The organism is Streptomyces hilarionis, assembly GCF_024539675.1.
Taxonomy (GTDB): Bacteria; Actinomycetota; Actinomycetes; order Streptomycetales; family Streptomycetaceae; genus Streptomyces; species Streptomyces hilarionis.
Window position 1 is genome coordinate 153670 of record NZ_JAHHIT010000002.1, and the last position, 25543, is coordinate 179212.

The window sequence follows — 25543 nt, forward strand, 5'->3', positions numbered from 1 at the left end:
GATAGCATCTGGCCCCGATGGACACCGAAGCTCAGCCGACGCAGCGCGACCGCTCCTCCCGCCCTTCCGCACCCGAGAACGTCTCCCAGGAGACCCCGGGCCCGGACGGACCGGAGGGCCGGTCGCGTTTCGCGTTCGCGGGACGCCTCACCCAGTGGATCCCGGGCGGCCGGGTCAGCCTGACCCTGCTGGTCTGCCTGGTGTTTTTGCTGGCCCTCAACGCTTTCGTGGCACAACCGTTCCAGATCCCCAGCGGATCCATGGAGAACGGATTGAGGATCGGCGACCGGGTTCTCGTAAATAAGTTGGCGTACCGTTTCGGTGCCGAGCCGCGGCGCGGCGACGTCGTCGTGTTCGACGGCACCGGCTACTTCGGGAACTCCGACTACGTCAAGCGCGTCGTGGGGGTAGGGGGAGACCGAGTGGTCTGCTGCGACAAGGAGGGGAGGATCCAGGTGAACGGCCGGTCGGTCGACGAGTCGACGTTCCTGTATCCCGGCGACAGCCCGTCCACGGTCGACTTCGACGTCGTCGTGCCCGGCGGCGCGCTGTTCGTCCTCGGCGACCACCGCGGCCGCTCCAGCGACTCGCGGGACCACCTCGGCTCACCGGGCGGCGGCATGATCCCCGTCGGTGACGTGATCGGCCGCGCCGACTGGATCGTCTGGCCCTACGCCCACCTCGCCCGGCTGTCCCGTCCGAGTGCCTACGCGCGCGTGCCCGGCGCGGAGGGCGCCCATGGGTAACCGCGGCAGACCGCGCGGCATGTCCGCGTCCCCGGCCGACAACCTGCTGCCCACCGGCTCGCGGCGCGCCGCGAGCCCCGGCGGCGGGCGCTCACGCGCGGAGCGGCGCAAGTTGCAGCGCAAGGTCAAGCGCAAGCGCAGGCGGTCGGCCGTCCGGGAGATCCCGCTGCTGGTCGGCGTCGCCGTGCTGATCGCCCTGGTCCTGAAGACGTTCCTGGTGCAGGCCTTCGTGATCCCCTCCGGGTCCATGGAGCAGACGATCCAGATCGGCGACCGCGTCCTGGTCGACAAGTTCACCCCGTGGTTCGGCTCCAGGCCCGCGCGCGGGGACGTCGTCGTCTTCAAGGACCCGGGCGGCTGGCTGAACGACGAGCAGACCACGGCGAAGAAGAAGGACCCGGTCGTCGTCAAGCAGATCAAGGAAGGCCTCACCTTCATCGGTCTGCTGCCCTCCGACAACGAGAAGGACCTCATCAAGCGGGTCGTCGGCGTGGGCGGCGACCGCGTGGTGTGCTGCGACACCCAGGGGCGCGTGACCGTCAACGGCGCTCCCCTGGAGGAGGGGTCGTATCTGTACCCCGGCAACGCGCCCTCCAGCACGCCGTTCGACATCACCGTCCCGCCGGGCCGGCTGTGGGTGATGGGCGACCACCGGGCGAACTCGGCCGACTCCCGGTTCCACCAGAACACCGACTACGGCGGCACCGTCTCGGAGGACGAGGTGGTGGGCCGGGCCATGGTGATCGCCTGGCCGCTGGGCCACTGGGTGCGCCTCAAGGAACCGCAAACTTTCTCCTCCGTCACCGGCTCGGCCGCCGCGGCGACCGCGCCCGCCCGGCTGTCGCATAGTGTTGCTTCCGGCGATCCGAACGGATCGGTCCGGCAACTCCCGAGCCCTGCGGAACTCCCGCTCGTTATGGGAGTGGTGGGCCTGCGTCGTACGTGGGGCAGGCAGCGGCACAGAGTGAGGAGTTGGCGTGGGGGATGTGGCGGTTGGCGCACGGTCCGGGCACGACGGCGAGGATCACCGCGGACACCCCGTGGAAGCCGCCGACCCGGCTCCGGACGACGGCGTGACCTCCGGGAGTGACCCTGCGGCGGGCGGCGACGGCCCGCCGTCGAGCGAGCCGCCCCGGACCGGCGGCGAGGGATCGGGCGGCCCGGCACCGAAGGCGAAGAAGCCCCGCTCCTTCTGGAAGGAGCTGCCGATCCTGATCGGCATCGCGCTCGTCCTGGCGCTGCTGATCAAGACGTTCCTGGTGCAGGCCTTCTCCATCCCGTCGGCGTCGATGGAGAACACCCTGAAGATCGGCGACCGGGTCCTCGTGGACAAACTGACCCCGTGGTTCGGCTCCGAGCCGGAGCGCGGCGAGGTCGTCGTCTTCCACGACCCCGACGACTGGCTGGCGGGCGAGAACACCGCCGAGCCGAACGCCTTCCAGACCGTCCTCAGCTGGATCGGCCTGATGCCGTCCGCGGAGGAGAAGGACCTGATCAAGCGGGTCATCGGCGTCGGCGGAGACACCGTCTCCTGCAAGGGCACGGGCCCGCTCACGGTCAACGGCAAGGCGCTCAACGAGCCGTACGTCTACCCCGGCAACACCCCGTGCAGCCAGGACGACCAGGGCGGTCAGTTCACCGTGAAGGTCCCCAAGGGCTATGTGTGGGTCATGGGCGACCACCGGCAGAACTCGCGCGACTCGCGCTACAACCAGTCGGACAAGAACCACGGCATGGTCCCCGTCGACCAGGTCGTCGGACGCGCCATCGTCAAGGCCTGGCCGATCAGCCACTGGGGCACGCTGCCGGTGCCGGACACCTTCGACCAGACCGGCCTGAACGACCAGTCCGCGGCCTCCGCGGCGCTGACGGTCGCGCCGGGAGGCCTGGCTCTCGTCGGCGCCGTGCCGGTCGTCCTGTGGCGTCGCCGGCGCGACGGCGACGCCGGGACCCGCTGACCTCTCCCTCTGCACCGTGCAAACCCTTTCCCAAGCCTGAAGCGCGTGCCGGGAAGACCGGGGGCGAAGGGCTGACCCGGTTCGGTACCGCCGGGTAGGGTGCGGATCCATGGGTGGCGAGAGCACGACGCGTACGGCCCCGCACAGCGGCGGCACCAGCAGTGGCCCGGTGGGCAGCCGGACCGGACAACGTCTGTCCGGTCTGGCCGTCGCGCTGGGCCTCGTGCTGTTCCTGGGCGGATTCGGCTGGGCGGCGCTGGTCTACCGGCCGTACACCGTGCCCACCAGCTCCATGAGTCCGACGATCGCCGCCGGCGACCGGGTGCTGGCCGAGCGGGTCGACGGCGGCGAGGTGCGGCGCGGGGACGTGGTCGTCTTCACCGACAAGACCTGGGTCAGCGACGCGCCCGTGGTCAAGCGGGTGGTCGCCGTCGGCGGCGACACGGTCTCCTGCTGCACCGACGGCAAGCTGACCGTCAACGGCAAGCAGATCGAAGAACCGTATCTGCCCGCCGGCAGCCTGGCCGAGAACAAGAACATCCCGACCGTGAAGGTCCCGGACGGCCGGCTGTTCCTGCTCGGCGACGAGCGGGAGGGCTCCCTGGACTCCACCGCCCACCTGACCGACGCGGCCCAGGGCACCGTCGCGCGCAGCGCCGTCAAGGCCCGGGTGGACGCCGTCGTCTGGCCGATGAACGGCATGCTGAAGCGGCCCTCGGGCTTCGAGGCGCTCGGCGCCCTCTCCCGGCCGGGCCCGCTGGGCATGATCGGCTGGCTGATCGTCGCCGGGGCGGTGCTGGTGCTCGGCGGTGGCGCCTACGGACCGATCGCCAAGCGGACCTCGGGGCGCCGCGCCCGTCCGGAGCCCGCCGGTGCCCGCTGAGACGGCGGACGAGCCGGCCGGCGTCGAACCCGCCGGAGGCGGGCTGCGCAAGGTCGCGCGGGTCGTGCTCCTGGACCCGCAGGACCGCATCCTCCTGCTGCACGGCCACGAGCCGGACGATCCCGCCGACGACTGGTGGTTCACGCCCGGCGGCGGCGTCGAGGGCGACGAGAGCCGCGAGGAGGCCGCACTGCGCGAGCTCGCCGAGGAGACCGGCATCACCGGGGTGGAGCTGGGCCCGGTGCTGTGGCGGCGGGTGTGCTCGTTCCCCTTCGCCGGCCGGCGGTGGGACCAGGACGAGTGGTACTACCTGGCCCGCACGACCGGGGCGGCGACCGGGGCGACGGCCTTCACCGAGCTGGAGCGGCGCAGCGTCGCCGGATCGCGTTGGTGGACGTGTCGGGAACTGGCCCAGGCGCATGAGACGGTGTATCCGACCAGACTCGCCGAGCTGCTGCGCACGCTGCTCGACGACGGTCTCCCGGCCAGGCCCGTGACCCTTGACACGGAAATCGTCTAGGGGCGCGCGTCCCTGGCGCACAATGGGGAGATCGCACGGCTGAAGGGGAACATGCCATGAGCGCCGAGGACCTCGAGAAGTACGAGACCGAGATGGAGCTGAAGCTCTACCGGGAGTACCGCGACGTCGTCGGTCTGTTCAAATACGTGATCGAGACCGAGCGGCGCTTCTACCTCACCAATGACTACGAGATGCAGGTGCACTCGGTCCAGGGCGAGGTGTTCTTCGAGGTGTCGATGGCCGACGCCTGGGTGTGGGACATGTACCGGCCGGCCCGGTTCGTGAAGCAGGTACGCGTGCTCACGTTCAAGGACGTGAACATCGAGGAGCTGAACAAGAGCGATCTGGAGCTCCCGGGCAGCTGATCCCCTCGCGCCCGGCCGGCCCGCCGCCCGTGCGGGTGACGAGGTTGTCCACAGCCGCCGGGTTGTCCACCAAGATCCCATCCGGCGCGGCGGATGCGTGAGCGTGGGTGCCGGAGGTGGTGCCCACATGAGCACGAACACGGATCTGGCCCGAGGAGCACTCGGCAGGTACGGCGAGGATCTGGCCGCACGACGGCTCGTCGAGGCCGGGATGACGGTCCTGGAGCGCAACTGGCGCTGCGGCAGGACCGGCGAGATCGACATCGTCGCCCGGGACGGCGACGTCCTGGTCGTCTGCGAGGTCAAGACCCGCAGGGGCGGCGGATTCCAGCACCCGATGGCCGCGGTGACGCCGGACAAGGCACGACGACTGCGCGCGCTCGCCGTGCGATGGACCCAGGCGCACGGGGGAGCCCCGCCGGGCGGCGTCCGCATCGACCTCGTCGGGGTCCTCCTGCCCCGCCGCGGTGCGCCCGTCGTCGAGCACGCGCGGGGGGTGGCCTGAGATGGGCTTCGCGCGTACGTGCTCGGTGGCGCTGGTCGGCGTCGAGGGGGTCGTCGTCGAGGTCCAGGCCGACCTGGAGCCCGGAGTGGCGGCGTTCACGCTGGTAGGGCTGCCCGACAAGAGCCTGAGCGAGAGCCGCGACCGGGTGCGGGCGGCGGTGGTGAACTCCGGCGCGGAGTGGCCGCAGAAGAAACTCACGGTGGGCCTCAGCCCGGCCTCCGTGCCCAAAGGGGGCTCGGGCTTCGACCTCGCCGTGGCCTGTGCCGTCCTCGGCGCGGCCGAACGCATCGATCCCAGGGTGCTCGCCGACATCGTGATGATCGGGGAAGTGGGCCTGGACGGCCGGGTGCGCCCGGTCCGGGGCATCCTCCCCGCGGTGCTCGCCGCGGCCGACGCCGGATACGAACAGGTGGTCGTGCCCGAGTGCGCCGCCGCGGAGGCCTCACTGGTGCCCGGCGTCTCCGTGCTCGGCGTGCGCAGCCTGCGCCAGCTGATCGCCGTCCTCGCGGACGAACCGGTGCCCGAGGAGGAACCGGACGACACGGGCCGCCCCGATCCGCTGCTGGCCGGACTGCGCATGCCCGGCACCGGCGCGGCCACCGGCATGCACAGCATGGGGGCGGCCCAGCAGGACCAGGGGCACGATCTCGCGGACGTGGTCGGACAGCGCTCGGCGCGCACCGCCGTGGAGGTCGCCGCGGCCGGCGGCCACCACCTCTTCCTGGAGGGTCCGCCGGGAGCGGGCAAGACCATGCTCGCCGAACGTCTGCCGGCGGTGCTGCCCCGGCTGAGCCGGCAGGAGTCGCTGGAGGTCACGGCGGTGCACTCGGTGGCCGGGCTGCTGCCGCCGGGCAAGCCCCTCGTCGACGTGCCCCCCTACTGCGCTCCGCACCACTCGGCCACCATGCAGTCGCTGGTCGGAGGCGGCCCCGGAGTCGCGCGCCCCGGAGCCGTCTCGCTGGCCCACCGAGGAGTCCTCTTCCTCGACGAGACCCCCGAGTTCGGCAGCCACGCCCTCGACGCCCTGCGGCAGCCGCTGGAAGCGGGCCACGTGGTGATCGCGCGCAGCGCGGGCGTGGTGCGCTTCCCGGCCCGCTTCCTGATGGTGCTCGCCGCCAACCCCTGCCCGTGCGGCCGATTCTCGCAGCGCGACACCCTGTGCGAATGCCCGCCCTCCGCGATCCGCCGCTACCAGGCACGCCTGTCCGGCCCGCTCCTCGACCGGGTCGACCTGCGCGTCGAGGTCGACCCGGTCGGCCGGACCGAGCTCGCCCACCGCGGCCCCGGGGGCGAGTCCACCCGCACCGTCGCCGACCGGGTCCGCGCCGCCCGCGAGCGGGCGGCGGCCCGGCTCGCGGACACCCCGTGGCGGACCAACAGCGAAGTGCCGGGCCGTGAGCTGCGCAACCGCTGGCACGCGGCCGCCGGAGCCATGGACGAAGCGGAACGCAACCTCGAGCGCGGGGTGCTCACCGCCCGCGGTCTCGACCGGGTGCTGCGCGTCGCCTGGACCGTCGCCGACCTCGTCGGCCACGACCGGCCGGACGCGGGGGACGTGGCCCTGGCGCTGCAACTGCGCACCGGGGTGCCCCGCGGCGTTCCGATGACTCTCGGAGCGCCGGCGTGACGGGCGACGGCCCCGCGGCCGACGACCGGCTCGACCGGATCTTCCTCGGGCGGGTCGTCGAGCCCGGGGACGAGGTGAGCGGCCGGTGGGTGCGGGAACGGGGCGTGCGGGAGGTGGTGCGCCGGCTGCGCGACGACGGCGAGCCGCTGCCCGGGGTGACCGCGCGACGGTGGGCCGGGCTGCTCGCCCGCGCCGGGCAGGCCGACCCGCGGCGCGACCTCGCCGTCGCGCGCGAGGCCGGGGTCCGGTACGTCTGCCCCGGCGACGCCGAATGGCCGGGCACGCTGGACGAACTCGGCGACGCCCGGCCGCTCGGACTGTGGGTGCGAGGACGCCCCAGCCTGCGCATGTGGGCGCTGCGGTCGGTCGCCCTGGTCGGCGCCCGCGCCTGCACCCCGTACGGCGCCCACATGGCCGCCACGCTCGCCTGCGGCCTCGCGGAACGGGGGTGGGTGGTCGTGTCCGGCGGGGCCTACGGAGTCGACGGCGCCGCCCACCGGGGCGCCCTCGGCGCGGGCGGCGCCACCGTCGCCGTCCTCGCCAGCGGGGTCGACCGGCCCTACCCGAGCGGGCACACGGAGTTGATCGGCCGGATCGCGGAACAGGGGCTGGTGGTCGGGGAGTTGCCGCCGGGCGACCACCCCACGCCGAGCAGGTTCATCCTGCGCAACCGGGTGATCGCCGCCCTCACCAGGGGCACGGTCGTCGTCGAGGCCGCCTACCGCAGCGGCTCGCTGGTCACCGCGCGGGCGGCGCAGCGGCTGGGCCGGCACACCATGGGCGTGCCCGGGCCGGCCACCAGCGCTCTGTCCGCCGGGGTGCACGAACTCCTGCGGGGGGAGGCGGTGCTGGTCACCGACGCCGCCGAGGTCGTCGAACTGGTCGGGGACATGGGAGAACTGGCCCCGGACCGACGCGGGCCGCAACTGCCGCGCGACCTGCTGGAGCCGGGCGCCCGCCGGGTCCTGGCCGCCCTCCCCGCCCGACGGTCCGCCGCGCCGCCCGAGATCGCCCGGGAGGCCGGCACCACACCGGACGACGCGATCGCCCGGCTGTACGAGCTCAGAGCGCTCGGCTACGTCGAACGACACGGCGACGGCTGGAAGTTGACACGCCAGGCGATGGTCTCCGTTCGAGGAGGCCGGCCCCGATGTTGACCCGGGGGGTTCGGCCGTCCGGGGGAACGCCGGAAAGCCTTGCCAATTCCGGCAGTTGACCCGCTCGGCCGTCACCCGCAGCGACCGCCGTGACTCCGGAGAGCGTTCAGCGGAACGTATCTGCGTACCGGTCCGGGCACGTCCTTCGCTCACCGCGACACTCCAGTCACGCTACGCTCACGTGGATTCCGGCACAGACCGGACCACTGCACCACGCGGTACCGACCTCACGCACTTCACGGCAGAACGGCACAAGGCGACGAATGCCCCAGCACACCTCCGGGTCCGACCGGGCGGCTGTCCCCCCAGCCGCCCGCGACGGTGGCAGCGTGCGGCCGCCCGCTCCCTCGACGCTCGACGAGCTGTGGCGGTCGTACAAGGCGACAGGCGACGGACGGCTGCGCGAACAGCTGATCCTGCACTACTCGCCGCTGGTGAAGTACGTGGCGGGACGGGTGAGCGTCGGTCTGCCGCCGAACGTGGAACAGGCCGACTTCGTCTCCTCGGGCGTCTTCGGGCTGATCGACGCGATCGAGAAGTTCGACCTCGACCGGGAGATCAAGTTCGAGACGTACGCGATCACCCGGATCCGGGGCGCGATGATCGACGAACTGCGGGCGCTGGACTGGATCCCGAGGTCGGTGCGGCAGAAGGCCCGCAACGTGGAGCGGGCCTACGCGACGCTGGAGGCGCGGCTGCGGCGGACGCCCAGCGAGGGCGAGGTGGCCGCCGAGCTGGGCATCGCCGTCGAGGAACTGCACGCGGTCTTCAGCCAGTTGTCCCTGGCCAACGTGGTGGCGCTCGAGGAGCTGCTGCACGTCGGGGGAGAGGACGGCGACGGCCTCAGCTTCATGGACACGCTGGAGGACACGGCCGCCGACAACCCGGTGGAGGTGGCCGAGGACCGGGAGCTGCGGCGGTTTCTGGCCCGGGCGATCAACACGCTGCCCGACCGGGAGAAGACGGTCGTCACGCTCTACTACTACGAGGGACTGACCCTCGCGGAGATCGGGAACGTGCTGGGCGTGACCGAGAGCAGGGTCAGTCAGATCCACACCAAGTCCGTGCTCCAGTTGCGCGCGAAGCTGGCGAGCTTCGGCCGCTGACCCGGGCCGACGACACGAAGCCCCTCGGCGTCACTCCCGCCGGCGGCGGGGCGTCCGTACAGTGGTCGACGTGCCAAGGATTCGAGCGGCCTCCGTGGCCGAGCACCGGTCGATGCAGCGTGCCGCCCTCCTGGACGCGGCGCGCACCCTTCTGTCCGAGGGCGGGACGGACGCGCTGACCTTCCCGGCCCTCGCCGAGCGGACGGGCCTCGCGCGCTCGTCCGTGTACGAGTACTTCCGGTCGCGGGCCGCCGTGGTCGAGGAACTGTGCGAGGTCGACTTCCCCGCGTGGACGGCGGAGGTCGAGGCGGCGATGGCCGCCGCCGACGGGGCGCAGGCCAAGGTCGAGGCCTATGTGCGCCGCCAGCTCGCGCTGGTCGGGGACCGGCGTCACCGGGCCGTCGTGGCCATCTCGGCGAGCGAACTGGACGCGGGCGCCCGGGAGAAGATCCGCGCGGCGCACGGCGCTCTCGTGACGATGATCGGGGAGGCGCTGGCCGACCTGGGCCACACGCAGCCCAGGCTGACGGCCATGCTCCTTCAGGGCGTGGTCGACGCGGCGGTGCGGCGCATCGAGCTCGGAGCGGCCGAGGACCCCGCGGAGATCACCGACGCGGCGGTGGCGATGGCCCTGCGCGGCGTCGGCGGCTGACGGACCGGACGGGCGGGGCTGCCACCCCGCCCACGCCAGGAGCCCACCGCCGTGCGCGGCAACGCCGGGCACCGGTCAGGAGTGCGCGGGCCGTGGGCGATCCAGCCGGGGCGACTGCGGGAGCGCACGCGCCGCGGACGCCGGGCCGGTTCATGGCAGGGTGCGCCGGCCGGGCGGGTAGGCGCCAGGGCGGGTGTAGGCGGCCGGGTTGACGGCGGGAGCGGCGCACGGGTCGCAGGCGTCGGGCCGGTACATGGCAGGAGTCCGCCGGCAGTGTGCGGCTGTGCCGGGCTCACGGCGGGAGCGCACGCGCCGCGGACGCCGGGTCGGTTCCTGGCGGGAGCGCACGGCTCGAATGCGGCCGGGCCCGGCTCACGGCAGGAGCGCACGGGCCGGGTGGGGCAGGGCCGGGCTCATGGCAGGGGCACGCCGATGACCGGGAGGAGTCGGGCCGGGAGTCTGCGCCTCAGCCAGGGCGGCAGCAGGCTCAGCGGGTCCAGATAGGTCTCGCCTCTCAGCAGGCCCCAGTGCAGGCAGCCTCCGGAGCAGTGCGCGTCCGCCGGCTCGACCGCGCCGACGACCTGCCCCGCGACCACCCGGTCGCCCGCGCGCACCGAGGCCCGCACCGGCTCGTACGTCGTCCGCAGCGGCGGCTCGCCCGTGTCCGCGAGTTCCACCGCGACGACGCCCCTGCCCGCCACCCGTCCCGCGAAGGACACCCGCCCGGTGGCCACCGCCCGCACGGGTGCGCCGGGCGCCGCCGCCAGGTCGACCCCGCGGTGGCCGCGGGCGTACGGCGTGGCCGGCGGGTCCCAGCCGCGGACCACGGGCGGACGCGAGCCCACCGGCCAGACCCGCGCCACCGCCGGGACGGTTGGAAGGGATGGTGGGGTCGGGGTGGTCGGGGTGGTCGGGTCGGCTGGTGTGGCCGGGGCCGGTGGGGTGCTCGGGGTGCTCGGGTCGTCGGGGGTCGGCGTGACGCTAGGGAGGCTGGGAGTGCTCGGGCCGTCGGAGGCCTGTGGGGCCGGTGGGGAGGCCGAGACGGTCACGGTCGGAGTCGGTGTGGACGGCGGGGGCGGTGCCAGCGGGGTCGCGTGGCCCGTGGACGCCAGGATCGAGAGGATCAGCAGCGGCGCGAGGCCGCCGAGAAGTCGCTTCGCGTGCATGCCGGAACCGTTCCGCATCCCGCCCGGCGCCGCTCGGACCTGTGGACCGGCCGCCGCTTGTGGACATCGGCGTCACCCGGGCCCCCGCGGGTCCCGTACACTTCTTCTGGCGATCCGGGTCACCGGGTCGACTTCGCACGCCCCGGTAACGGGGACCGGCTCCGGTCGGTTCTCCGGTACTCGCGCCCCTCGGTCCTTCGTGGCTCGGCGCATCGCGGGCGTCAGGCGCGGGAGCCGTCCGGCCCCCGCGGCACAACCGAGAAAAACAAGGAGAACGGCCATGGCCGTCGTCACGATGCGGGAGCTGCTGGAAAGCGGCGTCCACTTCGGTCACCAGACCCGTCGCTGGAACCCGAAGATGAAGCGCTTCATCTTCACCGAGCGCAACGGCATCTACATCATCGACCTGCTCCAGTCGCTGTCGTACATCGACCGCGCCTACGAGTTCGTCAAGGAGACCGTCGCCCACGGCGGCACGGTCATGTTCGTCGGCACGAAGAAGCAGGCGCAGGAGGCCATCGCCGAGCAGGCCACCCGCGTCGGCATGCCCTACGTCAACCAGCGCTGGCTGGGCGGCATGCTCACCAACTTCTCGACCGTCTACAAGCGCCTCCAGCGCCTCAAGGAGCTCGAGCTCATCGACTTCGAGGACGTCGCCGCCTCGGGTCTGACGAAGAAGGAGCTCCTGGTCCTCTCGCGTGAGAAGGCCAAGCTCGAGAAGACCCTCGGTGGTATCCGCGAGATGTCCAAGGTGCCCAGCGCCGTCTGGATCGTGGACACCAAGAAGGAGCACATCGCGGTCGGCGAGGCCCGGAAGCTCAACATCCCGGTCGTCGCCATCCTCGACACCAACTGCGACCCCGACGAGGTCGACTACAAGATCCCGGGCAACGACGACGCGATCCGCTCCGTCACCCTGCTCACCCGCGTGATCGCCGACGCCGTCGCCGAGGGCCTCATCTCCCGTTCCGGCGTCGCCACCGGTGACAAGGGCGAGAAGGCCGCGAGCGAGCCGCTGGCCGAGTGGGAGCGCGACCTCCTCGAGGGCGAGAAGAAGGCCGACGCCGAGAACGCCGACGCCGCCGAGAAGCCGGCCGAGGCCGCTGCCGAGGCTCCCGCCGCCGAGGCTGCTGCCGAGGCCCCCGCTGCCGAGGCTCCGGCTGCCGAGGCCCCCGCCGCCGAGGCCGCTCCGGCCGCCGAGGGCGAGCAGGCCTGATCCAGGCCGTGAGCCGTGCGGTCGCCGTCGCGTCCGCCCGGCCCCAGGGATGAAGTGACGGCGGGGGGCGCCGAGTGCGCCGCCCGCCGTTCACCCACAGCCCCCAGATCTTCGTAGATCTTCGAGACTTCGAACTCCGAGAGAGATTCACAGATCATGGCGAACTACACCGCCGCTGACGTCAAGAAGCTCCGTGAGCTCACCGGCGCCGGCATGATGGACTGCAAGAAGGCGCTGGACGAGGCCGAGGGCAACGTCGACAAGGCCGTCGAGGCGCTCCGTATCAAGGGCCAGAAGGGCGTCGCCAAGCGCGAGGGCCGCTCCGCCGAGAACGGCGCCGTGGTCTCGATCATCGCCGACGACAACTCCTCCGGCGTCCTCGTCGAGCTGAAGTGCGAGACGGACTTCGTCGCCAAGGGCGACAAGTTCCAGGCCGTCGCCACCGCGATCGCCGAGCACGTCGCCAAGACCGCCCCGGCCGACATCGAGGCGCTCCTCGCCTCCGAGATCGAGGCCGGCAAGACCGTCCAGGCGTTCGTGGACGAGGCCAACGCCAACCTGGGCGAGAAGATCGTGCTGGACCGCTTCGCGCAGTTCACCGAGGGCTACGTCACCGCCTACATGCACCGCACGATGCCCGACCTGCCCCCGCAGATCGGTGTCCTCGTCGAGCTGGACAAGCCGAACGCGGAGATCGCCAAGGGCGTCGCCCAGCACATCGCCGCCTTCGCGCCGAAGTACCTCTCCAAGGAGGACGTGCCGGCCGAGGTCGTCGAGTCCGAGCGCCGCGTCGCCGAGGAGACCACCCGCGCCGAGGGTAAGCCCGAGGCCGCCCTGCCGAAGATCGTCGAGGGTCGCCTCAACGGCTTCTTCAAGGACGCCACGCTGCTCGGTCAGCCGTACGCGCTGGACAACAAGAAGTCCGTCCAGAAGGTCCTGGACGAGGCCGGTGTCACCCTGAAGCGCTTCACGCGCATCAAGGTCGGCATCTGAGTCCGTACCGCGTTCGACGCCTCGGCCCGATAGGGTCGGGAGCAGTCGTCCGGTACGCCGTCACGCGCACGCGTGACGGACGACAGCAGATCTGACGAGGAGGCCATTGCCGCGCACGGGTTGCCCACGACACCCCACCGGCAGTGGCCTTCTTCGTATGTGCACCACGTGAAAGAGGCGGGATCTCCCATGACCACCAAGGCCCAGAAGAGCGACGACGGCAAGGTACACGGCCGGTTTCTGCTGAAGCTGTCCGGTGAGGCATTCTCCGGCGGCGGGGGCCTGGGCGTGGACCCCGACGTGGTGCACAAGATCGCCCGCGAGATCGCCGCGGTCGTGCGCGACGGCGCCGAGATCGCGGTCGTCATCGGCGGCGGCAACTTCTTCCGCGGCGCCGAGCTCCAGGTGCGCGGCATGGACCGGGCCCGCTCGGACTACATGGGCATGCTCGGCACGGTCATGAACTGCCTCGCCCTCCAGGACTTCCTGGAGAAGGAGGGCATCGACAGCCGCGTCCAGACCGCCATCACCATGGGCCAGGTCGCCGAGCCGTACATCCCGCTGCGGGCCGTGCGGCACCTGGAGAAGGGCCGCGTGGTCATCTTCGGCGCCGGCATGGGCATGCCCTACTTCTCCACCGACACCACCGCCGCCCAGCGCGCCCTGGAGATCGACGCCGAGGCGCTGCTCATGGGCAAGAACGGCGTCGACGGCGTCTACGACTCCGACCCGAAGACCAACCCGGGGGCCGTCAAGTTCGACGCCCTGGGCTACGGCGAGGTCATCACCCGCGACCTCAAGGTCGCCGACATGACCGCGATCACGCTGTGCCGCGACAACAAGCTGCCGATTCTCGTCTTCGAGCTCCTGGCCGAGGGCAATATCGCCCGCGCGGTCAAGGGTGAGAAGATCGGCACGCTCGTGGGTGAGCAAGGCGGCCGGTCCTGACCGGCGCCATCCCGGTTCTCCCCGGCAACGTCCGAGCCCCGACAACGCCCGACCGGGGGACGGACCGTCGTCGGAGGATGGACAATGTCCTGCCGGACGGGAACCGTGCAGGAAGAAGACGCGACGCAGCCGGCCGCCGCCCCCGCAAGGATCCGCAGCCGGGCCTACTCAAGACACGCAGGAGCAAGTGGTGATCGAAGAGACCCTCCTCGAGGCCGAGGAGAAGATGGAGAAGGCCGTCGTGGTCGCCAAGGAGGACTTCGCCGCGATCCGCACCGGCCGTGCGCACCCGGCGATGTTCAACAAGATCGTTGCCGACTACTACGGTGCGCCGACGCCGATCAACCAGCTGGCCTCGTTCTCCGTGCCGGAGCCGCGCATGGCGGTCGTGACGCCGTTCGACAAGACCGCGCTGCGCAACATCGAGCAGGCGATCCGCGACTCCGACCTGGGAGTCAACCCCAGCAACGACGGCAACATCATCCGAGTGGTGTTCCCCGAGCTGACCGAGGAGCGCCGCCGCGACTACATCAAGGTCGCCAAGGGCAAGGGCGAGGACGCCAAGGTGTCCATCCGCGCGGTCCGTCGCAAGGCCAAGGACGCGATCGACAAGCTGATCAAGGACGGCGAGGTCGGCGAGGACGAGGGCCGCCGTGCCGAGAAGGAACTCGACGACACCACCGCGAAGTACGTCGCCCAGGTGGACGAGCTCCTGAAGCACAAGGAAGCGGAGCTGCTCGAGGTCTGATGAACGACTCTTCCTGGGGCTCACCGCCACACGCCGGGTCGCGGGCCGGGTACTGGGGGCCCGCCGACCAGGGGCCTGTCCAGGGGGCCGCTCCGGCGGGTCCCGCGTACGATGCGCCTGAGGCGCAGCAGACTCGCCCCATGCCCATCGTCCCCGACGTCCCCGCACACGGTGGAAACCAGGATGACGACCGGGGGGCCGCTCGGCTGGGCGGCCCCCTGTTCACCGACTCGTTCCCCGACGAGCACCACGGCCACGCGCCGTACGGCGGCGGGCCCCACGGCCTGGCCGCCCACGGCTACGACACCCCGACGGCGCAGCCCCCTGCGGCGGCGCCGCAGAATCCGGAGCCCATGCCCGACGCCCCTCACCCGGCGCCCGCGCCGCCGAAGAAGAGCGCGGGCCGCGACCTGGGCGCGGCCATAGGGGTCGGGGTCGGCCTCGGCGTGGTCATCGTCGCGTCGCTGTTCGTCGTCAAGGCCGTGTTCGTCGGCGTCGTCGCGGTCGCCGTCGTCGTCGGCCTGTGGGAGCTGACCAGCAGGCTCCAGGAGCGCAAGGGCATCAAGGCGCCGCTGGTGCCGCTCGCGGTCGGGGGCGCGGCGATGGTGGTCGCCGGATACGTCCGCGGCCCGGAGGGCGCCTGGGTCGCCATGGCCCTCACCGCGCTCGCGGTGCTGGTCTGGCGGATGACGGAACCGCCCGAGGGCTACCTCAAGGACGTCACGGCCGGGGTCTTCGCGGCCTTCTACGTCCCGTTCCTCGCCACGTTCGTCGCCCTGATGCTCACCGCCGACGACGGGGCGTTCCGCGTCATGACCTTCCTGGTCCTGACGGTCGTCAGCGACACGGGCGCGTACGCCGTCGGCTGGCGCTTCGGCAGGACCAAGCTCGCCCCGCGCATCAGTCCCGGCAAGACCCGCGAGGGCCTGCTCGGCGCGGTGTCGTTCGCGATGGTCGCCGGTGCGCTGTGCATGCAGTTCCTCATCGACGACGGCACCTGGTGGCAGGGGCTGGTGCTCGGGTTCGCCGTCGCCGTCAGCGCCACGCTGGGCGACCTCGGCGAGTCCATGATCAAGCGCGACCTGGGCATCAAGGACATGGGAACGCTGCTGCCGGGACACGGCGGCATCATGGACCGGCTGGACTCCCTGCTGCCGACGGCTCCGGTCGTCTGGCTGCTGCTCGTCCTGTTCGTGGGCTCCGGCTGAGACCTGGGCCCGGACCGGCTTGCGCGGGCCCCCTTCCCGATCGTCCGGGCAGGGGGCCCGCTGCCGTGGTCGCGCGGACGGCCCGATGGGACGATCCTGGTGAGGGCGGCACACGGGGGGGCGCCCGGCAGAGGCACCACAAGGGGGATCGCCCTGAAAGGGGGCGGGCTGTATGTCCGACTTCCATGAATCGATCGACGTCGACGCCACTCCCGATGACGTGTGGGCTTACGTCATCGACCCCTCCCACCTGCCCGAGTGGCAGGCGAGCGCGGTGTCGGCGGAGCAACTCGACCCCGGGCCGACCGCCGTCGGCTCCCGCGTGCGGGTCACCCGGCACATCGGCAGCCGGGAGATGCCGATGACCATGGAGTACACCGAGTACGACCCGCCGCGCGCCTGGGCCATGCAGGGCGTCGACGGCCCCGTGCGCGGCCACTTCCACGGCGAGATCCTCCCCATCGACGAGGGCCGCCGGTCCCGCGTGATCATGGACCTCGACTTCGAGGGCAAGGGGATGGGCAAGCTCCTCGTCCCCCTCGTCGTCCGCCGCCAGGTCCGCAAGGAGTTCCCGGTGAACGAACGGCTGCTGAAGGACCGACTGGAGCACCGCACGGCATAGCCCCGGACCGCCCGACGAACCGACGGCCGGCACGCGGCTTCCGACCCCCGGTCCACCCCGTGGCGTGCCCGACACATCCGCGCCGGCGCTGCGCTGCACAAGCACGGTCGGTCCCGCTGACCGACCCATCGGCTGCTGTCTCCGCGACGGCCGGCCGGCTTCGCGGTGCAGGAGAGATCATTCCGGTGCCGGGGCGTGGGCTCTGGGCCGTCCGAGGCCGACCGGCGCCGGCCGTGGGTGACCACCCCCACCCCCGGGCCGGAGCGGGCCCCCGGCGATGATCTGCCACACTGGTCGTGTTATGCCTGCACCCGGAGAACTGATCTCTCACGGGCATGAAGAAGCCCCCTACCAGCGGTTTTTCCGCCAGCAGGGGGCCGTCCCGTACCCCGTGGGCCGTCCCTGGGCCGTGCCGAAGACGTCGTCCAGGGCCCGCCGGGCTCGCTCGCTGCTGCTGGGCATCAGGTGGGCGTACACCCGCAGCGTCATCGCCGGATCGGCGTGGCCGAGGTACTCGCCTCACGGCCTTGATGCTCTCGCCCGCGTCCAGGAGGACCGAGGCCCGCGCATGGCGCGGGCGCGCGCGCGGCCTGCCTCCTGTCTGCGCCGCGCCCCGGCTGGCCGCGCCCGGCGGCTGCGGGCATGAAGAGGGGAGACACCCTCTATGGCTGGGGCGGTCGGCTCCAAGGCTTTGGGCAGCCACTTTGGGGCGAGCCTCGAAGATCATGGCCCCAACGTCGTGCTTTACGGGCAGGTCCACAGACTGCCCGACTCGCCATGAGCTTACGGGGCCATGATCACTCGCCCCTAAGCAGCTCCAGCCCAAAGCCGCTCCGCCGACCCAGATATCCTGGCCGTACGAGGTCGAGTATCTATTTTTGTACGAACTGTCGACCGAGGGCTACTACTTGCTTGACGTCGTCAATTCGTTCCGTCGAAGATCCACGACGAACGAATACGGCGTCATTGCAGTACGAGAGGTCGCTCTGCCCCGGAATGAGTATCCGGATCACGGAGAGTCCCTTATATTCGATAGTGTCAACGTTGGACAAGAGCTGCGAGCTGAGTGGTTCACTCAGGCCGGCTTGGGAAATGTGCGTCACGAAGCGCTGGACGTAGTTGTCCAGTGACATCTTCTTATTCCGTGCTTCCCTGTCAACGCCAACTACGTAATGTGGTCCAACCGCGATTGGTTCGATATCGTCGACGGTTTTAATGCGCACCGAGTCGCTTTCCTTGTCGGCGACCCCCAAATACAGGTAGCCGTCTGTGCGCGGCTTAACATTGGCGATACCGCAAATTGTTTCCGCGAGACGGCCAATGATGGCGTCATCCCATTGGCGTCGATCGTCAAGACGCAAAAGGCCTTGCTTGAACTCGTAGCGACTCGTTTCAATGCGAGAACGGCGCAGCGAATTCTCGAAGTCGAGCGCCAGCCCTGGGCCATGCCCGAATACTGGCGGTACTTTGGCCACGAAGTGACGCTGAATCAAACCTGTGATGGCATCGATGTTGGATACGCGATCTTCCGTTGAAATGTAATGACGCCCCGTCTTTAGCCGTTGGCCAACGTTACGCAGGGCGGCGACGATCGCGGCGTAGTCGTCAGGCGACTTCTGCTGCTTGACGATCAGTTCATAAAAGGCCATGAATATGGCGTAGAAAGGGGTTCGAATCGGATTTGAACCGCCCGGTCGCACAAGATTCCGCAGGCCGTTGGGAAGTGTTAGCTCACTGTCGATAACCTCCGACAGGACAGAGAAGGTGGATTGAATCTCTGACTCAAGTCGCTTAATCCCATAGGCTGCAAGGCTGCGATCCAAGCGCCGATACTTCTCATTACCGGTGTCGTACAAATCATCGAACGCTTCCTTGCTTGCCGCGAAAGGTTCGCCGAACAGGATGGATGCGGCAATGTCCGCGACCATCTGTTCGTCATCTCCCTCTCGAAGCTGCTTAACGTTCAGGATGCCGTGACGGATCCACAGAGTGTCTTCAGCCTTAACTCCGTACTGCTGGCGCTCTCTGGCCGAGTCAACCGAGATGCTGGGCATGTCATGAAGTAGGAGGACGTCTTCAGAAACATCCCCGCGGAGAGAACTGGCGATAGACCGCACAGTCTCTGAAAAGGGGTTAAGCATGCCAGCTTGGCGCTTTTCCTGAACGCTGAGTTGACGGCCATTGGAGTTGATCCGACTGAACACTTCAGTGATCTGCTGCTCGGTGTGCGTGGGGAAAATTGTCACAGCGAGCTGATAATCCAAGATGTTGGCGCATTTCTCGGCTGGCAGTATTGTCGACGCGTCAGCCGGGGGAAATGCTCCCGCGTTCGCCGCCTGTCGGGCGCGGGCACTCTGATTCAGGTCGAAATGCATACCCTCGTAATCGAACTTCTGCTCGATAAAGGAGAAGATTGCATCAAGTCGTTGCATTCCATCAATGATCTCATACTTGCCAGCCCCATGAATCTCAGGGCGCTCGGCGAGCAAGATAAGAGGAATCGGATAGCCGTCAAGAATACTGCGAATGAGAAGTTGCTTCTCGGATACAGCCCACACCAGTTTTCGCTGATATCGGCGGTTCACGAGGAGAGAGTCATCTCGAAACAGTCTGTAGGCTTCCTGGACACTCATTCCGCGCGGAGTGATGGACACATGTACTTCCGTCGACAATTTGGCCTCCGCCTCGGTCCGGTTCCGATCAGTCGCAGTCTGTCACATAGTCCCGATCCCCACCCTTACTTTGCGGCTGCCGCGCAGAGGAGCGGACGTGCAGATCCATCGGTGGCGACGGCAGTCTCAACATGTAGCGAAGCAGGCACCGTCCAGGCCGCAACGTGCGATCAACACGCTTGCCGCAGCCAAAGGAGCGAAGAGCAGAGCTGGTGTCGCGGTAGCCGCATGCTCTGCGCTCCCAGCTCCCGACCACGTCCACCCTCAAAGCGCGCGTCACCTGAACGATGACCACGTCGGCAACTGTCGACGGCTAAGCACCAGGTCGGGGCGTTGATCGATGAGGCGACTGCGGGGTCACAGCCGCGGTCGGTCAGTGGTGACTGTTCTGAGCATTGCGCCCGTAAAAACCAGCTCCTGGCCAGATCGCCCCCTTGTTTCCCCTTCGTGTATGTGTCACACAGTTCTCAGGCGGGACCTGGGGGAGGAGAGCACTGCATGTCGGTGTTGGGGGGCTATCCGGTCGGGCCGTCGGCCTGGGCCGTCGAGCGGTTTGGGCTGCATGCCGGCGCGCTGGCCGCTGCGGTTCCGGTGCAACTGGCCAAGGCGCACGGGAAGGCTCATGCCGCGCATCTCGCTGCGGGGCTGAAGAAGCGGAGTCCGTACGGTGTCGCCCTTGCGGGGGGAGTGCGCGAAAGCCTGGCGGAGACGGCGCGCGAGCTGGGGGAAGCCGTGCGGGACGTGCGCGGGTACGAGTATGCGGTGATCAACGATCACGCACTCTTCCCGTTCCGGTACGGGGACAGACCGAGGCCCCTGGATCGAGCCCGGCTGCCGGCCAACGCGTCGCCCACTCGGCACCGGCTGTTCCGGGCGCACGGGCCGCAGCCTCCGGAGGGCCTGTTCGACGTCGATGAGGACTTGGTGACCGAGGAGTACCTGGGGTTGCACGAAGCGTTCGAGGAGCTGGGAGCTTCCACCAGGCTGGTCTGTGTGTTCTTCACGGCCGACGCCGAGAACGGCATCCACGCCATCCACTGGGGGGACGCCCATCTCGAACCCGACCGCACCTTCACATGGCCCTACAGGGAACAGCTCCCGGTCGCTCCCGTGCAGCCGGAGTGACGGGGGCGCCGCGCTTTGGGCAGGGCCAGTCGGGGGCTGACTGAACCCTGGGCCGTCCCTGGGCCGTCCGAAGCCGACCAACGTCGACAGTCGGCACCCACGGGTGACCACCCCCACCCCGCTCTGGCCTGGGCCCCCGGCGATGATCTGCCACACTGGTCGTGTTATGCCTGCACCCGGAGAACTCACTTTCGTCGCCCCCCGCGGAGCCAAGAAGCCGCCGCGGCATCTCGCCGACCTCTCGCCCGCCGAGCGTAAGGAGGTCGTGGCGGAGATCGGGGAGAAGCCGTTCCGCGCCAAGCAGCTGTCGCAGCACTACTTCGCCCGGTACGCGCACGACCCGGCGGAGTGGACGGACATCCCCGCCGGCGCCCGCGAGAAGCTGCGCGAGGCGCTGCTGCCGGATCTGATGTCGGTCGTCCGGCATCTGTCGACGGACCAGGGGACCACCCGCAAGACGCTGTGGCGGCTGTTCGACGGCACGCTCGTGGAGTCGGTGCTCATGCGGTACCCGGACCGGGTGACCATGTGCATCAGCTCACAGGCCGGATGCGGGATGAACTGCCCGTTCTGCGCCACGGGGCAGGCCGGGCTCGACCGGAACCTGTCGACCGCCGAGATCGTCCACCAGATCGTGGACGGGATGCGGGCCCTGCGGGACGGGGACGTCCCCGGCGGCCCGGCGCGGCTGTCGAACATCGTCTTCATGGGGATGGGCGAGCCGCTCGCCAACTACAAGCGGGTCGTCGGCGCCATCCGCGCGCTGACCGACCCGGCGCCGGACGGCCTCGGGCTGTCGCAGCGCGGGATCACCGTGTCGACGGTCGGCCTGGTGCCGGCCATCCAGCGGTTCTCCGACGAGGGCTTCAAGTGCCGCCTGGCGATCTCCCTGCACGCGCCGGACGACGAGCTGCGCGACACCCTCGTCCCCGTGAACACGCGGTGGAAGGTGCGCGAGGTGCTGGACGCCGGGTTCGAGTACACCGCGCGCTCGGGTCGCCGGCTGTCCATCGAGTACGCGCTGATCAGGGACATCAACGACCAGGCCTGGCGGGGTGACCGGCTCGGCCGGCTGCTGCGCGGCAAGCCCGTGCACGTCAACCTCATCCCGCTGAACCCGACGCCGGGCTCGAAGTGGACGGCCTCCCGGCCGGAGGACGAGAAGGCCTTCGTCGAGGCGATCGCCGCGCACGGGGTGCCCGTGACCGTCCGGGACACCCGCGGTCAGGAGATCGACGGGGCGTGCGGTCAGCTCGCGGCCACCGAGCGGTAGTCTGAGGACCGTACACATCTTCATATTCCGACAGGGGAGCGCCACAGCGCTGAGAGTGCGGCACCCAGGCCCGCAGACCCTCTGAACCTCGCCCAGGTCATTCTGGGTAGGAAGTTCGGTCATCACTCGAGCTGTTGCGCCCTGCCCGGAGTCCGCGCGGACCCCGGGCGGGGCCGCGTCTCTTCCTGGTCAACCCCAGGAGGAAAACCAGTGCAGAACAAGACCTTCGCGGCCGTGGCCGTCGGGCTCGGTCTCGTCGCGTTGCCCGCGTTGTCCGCGTGCGGATCCACGCACGGCAAGGGGACGGCGAGCTCGACGGGCTCGACGGCTTCGGCGGCCTCGAAGACGGTCACCCTGGTCAGCCACGACTCGTGGGCCGTCTCCAAGGGCGTCCTCGCCGACTTCGAGAAGCAGTCCGGGTACAAGGTGAAGGTCCTCAAGGACGGCGACGCCGGGCAGGCGGTCAACAAGGCGATCCTGACCAAGGACCACCCGCAGGGCGACGTCTTCTTCGGCGTCGACAACACCCTGCTGTCCCGGGCCCTGGACAACGGGCTGTTCCAGCCGTACGAGGCCAAGGGCCTGGCGCAGGTCGGCGGCCCCTACCAGCTGGACGCGAAGCGGCACCGGGTCACGCCGATCGACTTCGGCGACATCTGCGTCAACTACGACAAGGCCTACTTCACCGCGCACAAGCTGGCCCCGCCGGCCTCTTTCGACGATCTGGTGAAGCCCGCCTACAAGGACCTCCTCGTCACCGAGAACGCCTCCACCTCCTCGCCCGGCCTCGGCTTCCTGCTCGGCACGGCCGCCCGGTACGGCGACGGCGGCTGGGAGGGCTACTGGAAGAAGCTCAAGGCCAACGGCGTGAAGGTGGTCGACGGCTGGGAGCAGGCCTACAACGAGGAGTTCTCCGGCTCCGCCGGCGGCAAGAAGGCCAAGGCGGACCGGCCGCTCGTCGTCTCGTACGCCTCCTCGCCGCCCGCCGAGGTGATCTACGGCGACCCGAAGCCGGCCACCGCGCCGACCGGCGTCGCGTCCGGCACCTGCTTCCGGCAGATCGAGTTCGCGGGTCTGCTGAGCAACGCCGGCAACAGCGAGGGCGGCAAGGCGCTGATCGACTTCCTGATCGGCAAGGAGTTCCAGGAGGACATGCCGCTCAACATGTTCGTGTACCCGGTGGTGAAGGGAGCGGCCGTGCCCGCCGAGTTCACGCGGTTCGGGCCGGCCGCCGAGCACCCCGAGACCATGGACCCGGCGAAGATCGCCGACCGTCGCGACCAGTGGGTCAAGTCGTGGACCTCGCTCGTACTGAGGTAGCCCCGGCCGCAACCGCCAAGGGCGCGCGCAGGGGCGCGGCGGCGCGGCTCGGCCTCCTGGCCGTGCCCGTCGCGTTCTTCGCGGTCTTCTTCGCCTACCCGGTCGCCGCGATCGTCGCCCGGGGGCTGCACGTCGACGGGGCGTGGCGCCTGGGGCGGCTGTGGGACGTGCTCGGGCAGTCCGACATCCGGCACGTGCTGTGGTTCACCACCTGGCAGGCGCTCGCCTCCACCGCGCTCACGCTGCTGGTGGCGCTGCCCGGCGCGTACGTGTTCGCGCGCCTGGACTTCCGGGGCAAGCAGGTGCTGCGCGCCGTCGTCACCGTCCCGTTCGTGCTGCCGACCGTCGTCGTCGGCACGGCGTTCCTCGCGCTCGTCGGGCGCGGCGGGCTGCTCGACGAGCTGTGGGGGGTGCGTCTCGACACCACCGTGTGGGCGATCCTGCTCGCGCACGTCTTCTTCAACTACGCGGTCGTCGTGCGCACGGTGGGCGGTCTGTGGGCGCAACTGGACCCGCGGCAGGAGGAGGCGGCCCGGATGCTGGGCGCGTCCCGGCTGCGGGCCTGGCGCACGGTGACGCTGCCGGCGCTCGGACCGGCCGTCGCCGCGGCCGCGCTGATGGTCTTCCTCTTCACCTTCACCTCCTTCGGCGTGGTGCAGATCCTCGGCGGCCCCACCTTCTCCACCCTGGAGGTGGAGATCTACCGGCAGACCTCCGAGATCTTCGATCTGTCCACGGCCGCCGTCCTCACGATCGTCCAGTTCGCGGCCGTCGGCGCGATCCTCGCCGTGCACGCCTGGACGGTGCGGCGGCGGGAGACCTCGCTGCGGCTGGTGGACGCCGCCGGGACGGCGCGCCGGCCGCGCGGCGCCGGGCAGTGGGCGCTGCTGGCCGGGGTGCTCGCGAACATCGCCGTCCTGCTGGTCCTGCCGCTCGCGGTGCTGGTGCAGCGCTCGCTGGACGCGCCCGGCTTCGCCTACTACCGGGCGCTGACCGGCGACGACGGCAACGTCTTCCTGGTCCCGCCGATCGACGCGATCGGCAACTCGCTGCGGTACGCGCTCGCCGCGACCGCGATCGCCGTGGCCGTCGGCGGTCTCGCCGCGGCCGCGCTCGCCCGCCGGGACGCCGGACGGCTGGTCCGGGGCTTCGACGCGCTGCTGATGCTGCCGCTGGGCGTCTCCGCCGTGACCGTCGGCTTCGGGTTCCTCATCGCGCTCGACGAACCGCCGCTGGATCTGCGCGCCACATGGATCCTGGTGCCGCTGGCTCAGGCGCTGGTCGGCGTGCCCTTCGTCGTGCGGACCATGCTGCCGGTGCTGCGGGCGGTGGACCACCGGCTGCGGGAGGCGGCGGCCGTGCTCGGGGCGTCGCCCTGGCGGGTGTGGCGTGAGGTCGATCTGCCGATGGTGCGGCGGGCCCTGCTGGTCGCGGCCGGGTTCGCCTTCGCGGTGTCGCTGGGGGAGTTCGGGGCGACGGTGTTCATCGCCCGGCCCGACAACCCGACGCTGCCGGTGGCCGTGGCGCGTCTGCTCGGCCGGGCCGGTGAGCTCAACTACGGCCAGGCGATGGCCCTTTCGACGATTCTGATGGTGGTGTGCGCGGTGGCCCTGCTGGTGCTGGAGCGGCTGCGGACCGACCGGGCGGGGGAGTTGTGATGCGAGCGCTCGAACTGGAGCGGGCCACCGTGCGGTTCGGCGGGCGGGCCGTGCTGGACGCCGTCGATCTCGCCGTCGCCGAGCACGAGGTGGTGTGCGTGCTCGGGCCCAGCGGCAGCGGCAAGTCGACGTTGCTGCGGGCCGTGGCCGGTCTGCAGCCCCTGGACGGCGGGCGGGTCCTGCTCGACGGGCGCGATCAGGCGGGGGTGGCCGCGCACCGGCGTGAGCTGGGGCTGATGTTCCAGGACCACCAGCTGTTCCCGCAGCGCGACGTGGGCGGCAACGTGGCCTTCGGTCTGCGGATGCACGGCATGCCCCGGCGCCGGCAGGGCGAGCGGGTGGGGGAGCTGCTCGAACTCGTCGGGCTGCCGGGCGCGGCCGGACGGGCCGTGGCCTCGCTCTCGGGCGGCGAGCAGCAGCGGGTGGCGCTGGCCAGGGCCCTCGCGCCGCGCCCCCGGCTGCTGATGCTCGACGAGCCGCTCGGCCAGCTCGACCGGTCGCTGCGCGAGCGGCTGGTCGTCGAACTGCGCGAGTTGTTCGGCCGGCTGGGGACGACCGTGCTGGCCGTCACCCACGATCAGGGCGAGGCGTTCGCGCTGGCCGACCGGGTGGTGGTGATGCGGGACGGCCGCATCGCCCAGTCCGGTACGCCGCTGGAGGTCTGGCAGCGGCCGGCGGACGCCTTCGTGGCCCGCTTCCTCGGCTTCGACAACGTGGTGGAGGCGACCGTCACGGGCGAGGTCGCGGTCACGCCGTGGGGCAAGACGCAGGTGCCGGCCGGGTCCGGCCAGGGGGCGCGCACCCTGCTCGTGCGGCCGGCGGGCGTGCGGCTGGGCGACGCGGACGACGGGCTGCGCTGCACGGTCGCCGCCCGCACCTTCCGGGGCACGCACGTCGCCCTGCACCTTCAGCCGGAGGGCGCGCCGCGGCTGGAGGCGGCGTGCGCCCTGCGCGACGCGCCGGAGGTCGGCAGCGCGGTCGGGGTGTCCTTCGATCCGGCCGAGACGGTGGTGCTGGACTGAGGAGCGGGCCGGCCGCGCTCGGCCGAGCCGCACCGACGGATGGCCCGCCCCCG

23 protein-coding genes and 2 pseudogenes are annotated in these 25543 nt (G+C 70.7%); 22 read left to right on the forward strand and 3 right to left on the reverse strand.

From position 1 onward, the window contains the following. Positions 1–17 precede the first annotated feature (17 nt). The 11 genes from lepB (KMS84_RS01135) (at position 18) to KMS84_RS01185 (ending at position 9519) form a co-directional block, all read left to right on the forward strand. Positions 18–746: a signal peptidase I gene (gene lepB / locus KMS84_RS01135; RefSeq protein ID WP_256914075.1), complete on the forward strand. Its 729-nt coding sequence runs from the start codon at positions 18–20 to the stop codon at positions 744–746. Next, entirely contained in the window at positions 739–1836 is a 1098-nt protein-coding gene (lepB, locus tag KMS84_RS01140; protein ID WP_256914076.1) for a signal peptidase I, read from the forward strand. The genes lepB (KMS84_RS01135) and lepB (KMS84_RS01140) overlap by 8 nt, the downstream gene beginning before the upstream one ends. Continuing rightward, positions 1724–2704 (forward strand): signal peptidase I, encoded by a 981-nt coding sequence (gene lepB / locus KMS84_RS01145; protein WP_256914077.1) that lies wholly within the window; start codon positions 1724–1726, stop codon positions 2702–2704. The genes lepB (KMS84_RS01140) and lepB (KMS84_RS01145) overlap by 113 nt, the downstream gene beginning before the upstream one ends. Before the next feature lie 109 nt (positions 2705–2813). Beyond that, entirely contained in the window at positions 2814–3587 is a 774-nt protein-coding gene (gene lepB, locus KMS84_RS01150) for a signal peptidase I (RefSeq protein ID WP_256914078.1), read from the forward strand. Further along, positions 3577–4107 (forward strand): NUDIX hydrolase, encoded by a 531-nt coding sequence (locus tag KMS84_RS01155; RefSeq protein ID WP_256914079.1) that lies wholly within the window; start codon positions 3577–3579, stop codon positions 4105–4107. Before lepB (KMS84_RS01150) ends, KMS84_RS01155 begins: the two co-directional genes overlap by 11 nt. A 56-nt stretch (positions 4108–4163) precedes the next feature. Further along, positions 4164–4472, forward strand: coding sequence for a DUF2469 domain-containing protein (locus KMS84_RS01160; protein ID WP_005311352.1), 309 nt, complete (start codon positions 4164–4166; stop codon positions 4470–4472). A 127-nt stretch (positions 4473–4599) separates the two neighbouring features. Then, positions 4600–4977 (forward strand): YraN family protein, encoded by a 378-nt coding sequence (locus tag KMS84_RS01165; protein WP_256914080.1) that lies wholly within the window; start codon positions 4600–4602, stop codon positions 4975–4977. A gap of 1 nt (position 4978) precedes the next feature. Then, positions 4979–6604: a YifB family Mg chelatase-like AAA ATPase gene (locus KMS84_RS01170; RefSeq protein ID WP_256914081.1), complete on the forward strand. Its 1626-nt coding sequence runs from the start codon at positions 4979–4981 to the stop codon at positions 6602–6604. Beyond that, positions 6601–7761, forward strand: a complete 1161-nt coding sequence (dprA, locus tag KMS84_RS01175; protein WP_256914082.1) for a DNA-processing protein DprA — start codon at positions 6601–6603, stop codon at positions 7759–7761. The genes KMS84_RS01170 and dprA overlap by 4 nt, the downstream gene beginning before the upstream one ends. 263 nt (positions 7762–8024) lie before the next feature. Then, a complete protein-coding gene (whiG, locus tag KMS84_RS01180) occupies positions 8025–8867 on the forward strand; it encodes an RNA polymerase sigma factor WhiG (protein WP_256914083.1) in 843 nt (280 codons plus the stop codon). A gap of 94 nt (positions 8868–8961) precedes the next feature. Further along, a complete protein-coding gene (locus KMS84_RS01185) occupies positions 8962–9519 on the forward strand; it encodes a TetR/AcrR family transcriptional regulator (RefSeq protein ID WP_256914108.1) in 558 nt (185 codons plus the stop codon). Positions 9520–9932: 413 nt separating this feature from the next. On the opposite strand, the pseudogene KMS84_RS01190 reads toward KMS84_RS01185, so the two are convergent. After that, a pseudogene (locus tag KMS84_RS01190) lies at positions 9933–10391 on the reverse strand (peptidoglycan DD-metalloendopeptidase family protein); the annotation flags it as partial. Between the two features lie 574 nt (positions 10392–10965). Here KMS84_RS01190 and rpsB point away from each other — a divergent pair. The 6 genes from rpsB (at position 10966) to KMS84_RS01220 (ending at position 16420) form a co-directional block, all read left to right on the forward strand. After that, entirely contained in the window at positions 10966–11901 is a 936-nt protein-coding gene (rpsB, locus tag KMS84_RS01195; RefSeq protein ID WP_256914084.1) for a 30S ribosomal protein S2, read from the forward strand. Positions 11902–12057: 156 nt separating this feature from the next. Then, on the forward strand, positions 12058–12894 hold the full coding sequence (tsf, locus tag KMS84_RS01200; protein WP_256914085.1) for a translation elongation factor Ts: 837 nt from the start codon (positions 12058–12060) through the stop codon (positions 12892–12894). A 189-nt stretch (positions 12895–13083) separates the two neighbouring features. After that, a complete protein-coding gene (gene pyrH, locus KMS84_RS01205) occupies positions 13084–13842 on the forward strand; it encodes a UMP kinase (protein ID WP_256914086.1) in 759 nt (252 codons plus the stop codon). A 190-nt stretch (positions 13843–14032) separates the two neighbouring features. After that, positions 14033–14590: a ribosome recycling factor gene (gene frr, locus KMS84_RS01210; protein ID WP_020128692.1), complete on the forward strand. Its 558-nt coding sequence runs from the start codon at positions 14033–14035 to the stop codon at positions 14588–14590. Then, the gene (locus KMS84_RS01215; RefSeq protein WP_256914087.1) at positions 14590–15798 is read left to right on the forward strand and encodes a phosphatidate cytidylyltransferase; all 1209 of its coding nucleotides are present in this window, start codon (positions 14590–14592) and stop codon (positions 15796–15798) included. The genes frr and KMS84_RS01215 overlap by 1 nt, the downstream gene beginning before the upstream one ends. 172 nt (positions 15799–15970) lie before the next feature. Continuing rightward, positions 15971–16420, forward strand: a complete 450-nt coding sequence (locus KMS84_RS01220; protein ID WP_256914088.1) for an SRPBCC family protein — start codon at positions 15971–15973, stop codon at positions 16418–16420. Between the two features lie 348 nt (positions 16421–16768). On the opposite strand, the pseudogene KMS84_RS43530 reads toward KMS84_RS01220, so the two are convergent. Continuing rightward, a pseudogene (locus KMS84_RS43530) lies at positions 16769–16994 on the reverse strand (site-specific integrase); the annotation flags it as partial. Positions 16995–17292: 298 nt separating this feature from the next. Beyond that, positions 17293–19005, reverse strand: a complete 1713-nt coding sequence (locus tag KMS84_RS01230) for a GmrSD restriction endonuclease domain-containing protein (protein ID WP_256914089.1) — start codon at positions 19003–19005, stop codon at positions 17293–17295. A gap of 585 nt (positions 19006–19590) precedes the next feature. Between KMS84_RS01230 and KMS84_RS01235 the strand changes: the two genes are divergently transcribed. The 5 genes from KMS84_RS01235 to KMS84_RS01255 all read left to right on the forward strand — a co-directional run bounded on the left by KMS84_RS01235 (position 19591) and on the right by KMS84_RS01255 (position 25490). After that, positions 19591–20217 carry a hypothetical protein gene (locus KMS84_RS01235; protein ID WP_256914090.1) on the forward strand — a complete coding sequence of 209 codons (627 nt, stop codon included), beginning with the start codon at positions 19591–19593 and terminating at the stop codon, positions 20215–20217. Between the two features lie 166 nt (positions 20218–20383). After that, positions 20384–21490, forward strand: a complete 1107-nt coding sequence (rlmN, locus tag KMS84_RS01240) for a dual-specificity RNA methyltransferase RlmN (protein WP_256914091.1) — start codon at positions 20384–20386, stop codon at positions 21488–21490. 210 nt (positions 21491–21700) lie between these two features. Further along, positions 21701–22810, forward strand: a complete 1110-nt coding sequence (locus tag KMS84_RS01245) for a thiamine ABC transporter substrate-binding protein (protein ID WP_256914092.1) — start codon at positions 21701–21703, stop codon at positions 22808–22810. Beyond that, the gene (locus KMS84_RS01250) at positions 22786–24468 is read left to right on the forward strand and encodes an ABC transporter permease (protein WP_256914109.1); all 1683 of its coding nucleotides are present in this window, start codon (positions 22786–22788) and stop codon (positions 24466–24468) included. The genes KMS84_RS01245 and KMS84_RS01250 overlap by 25 nt, the downstream gene beginning before the upstream one ends. Continuing rightward, a complete protein-coding gene (locus KMS84_RS01255; RefSeq protein ID WP_256914093.1) occupies positions 24468–25490 on the forward strand; it encodes an ABC transporter ATP-binding protein in 1023 nt (340 codons plus the stop codon). Before KMS84_RS01250 ends, KMS84_RS01255 begins: the two co-directional genes overlap by 1 nt. The last annotated feature ends 53 nt before the right edge of the window (positions 25491–25543 follow it).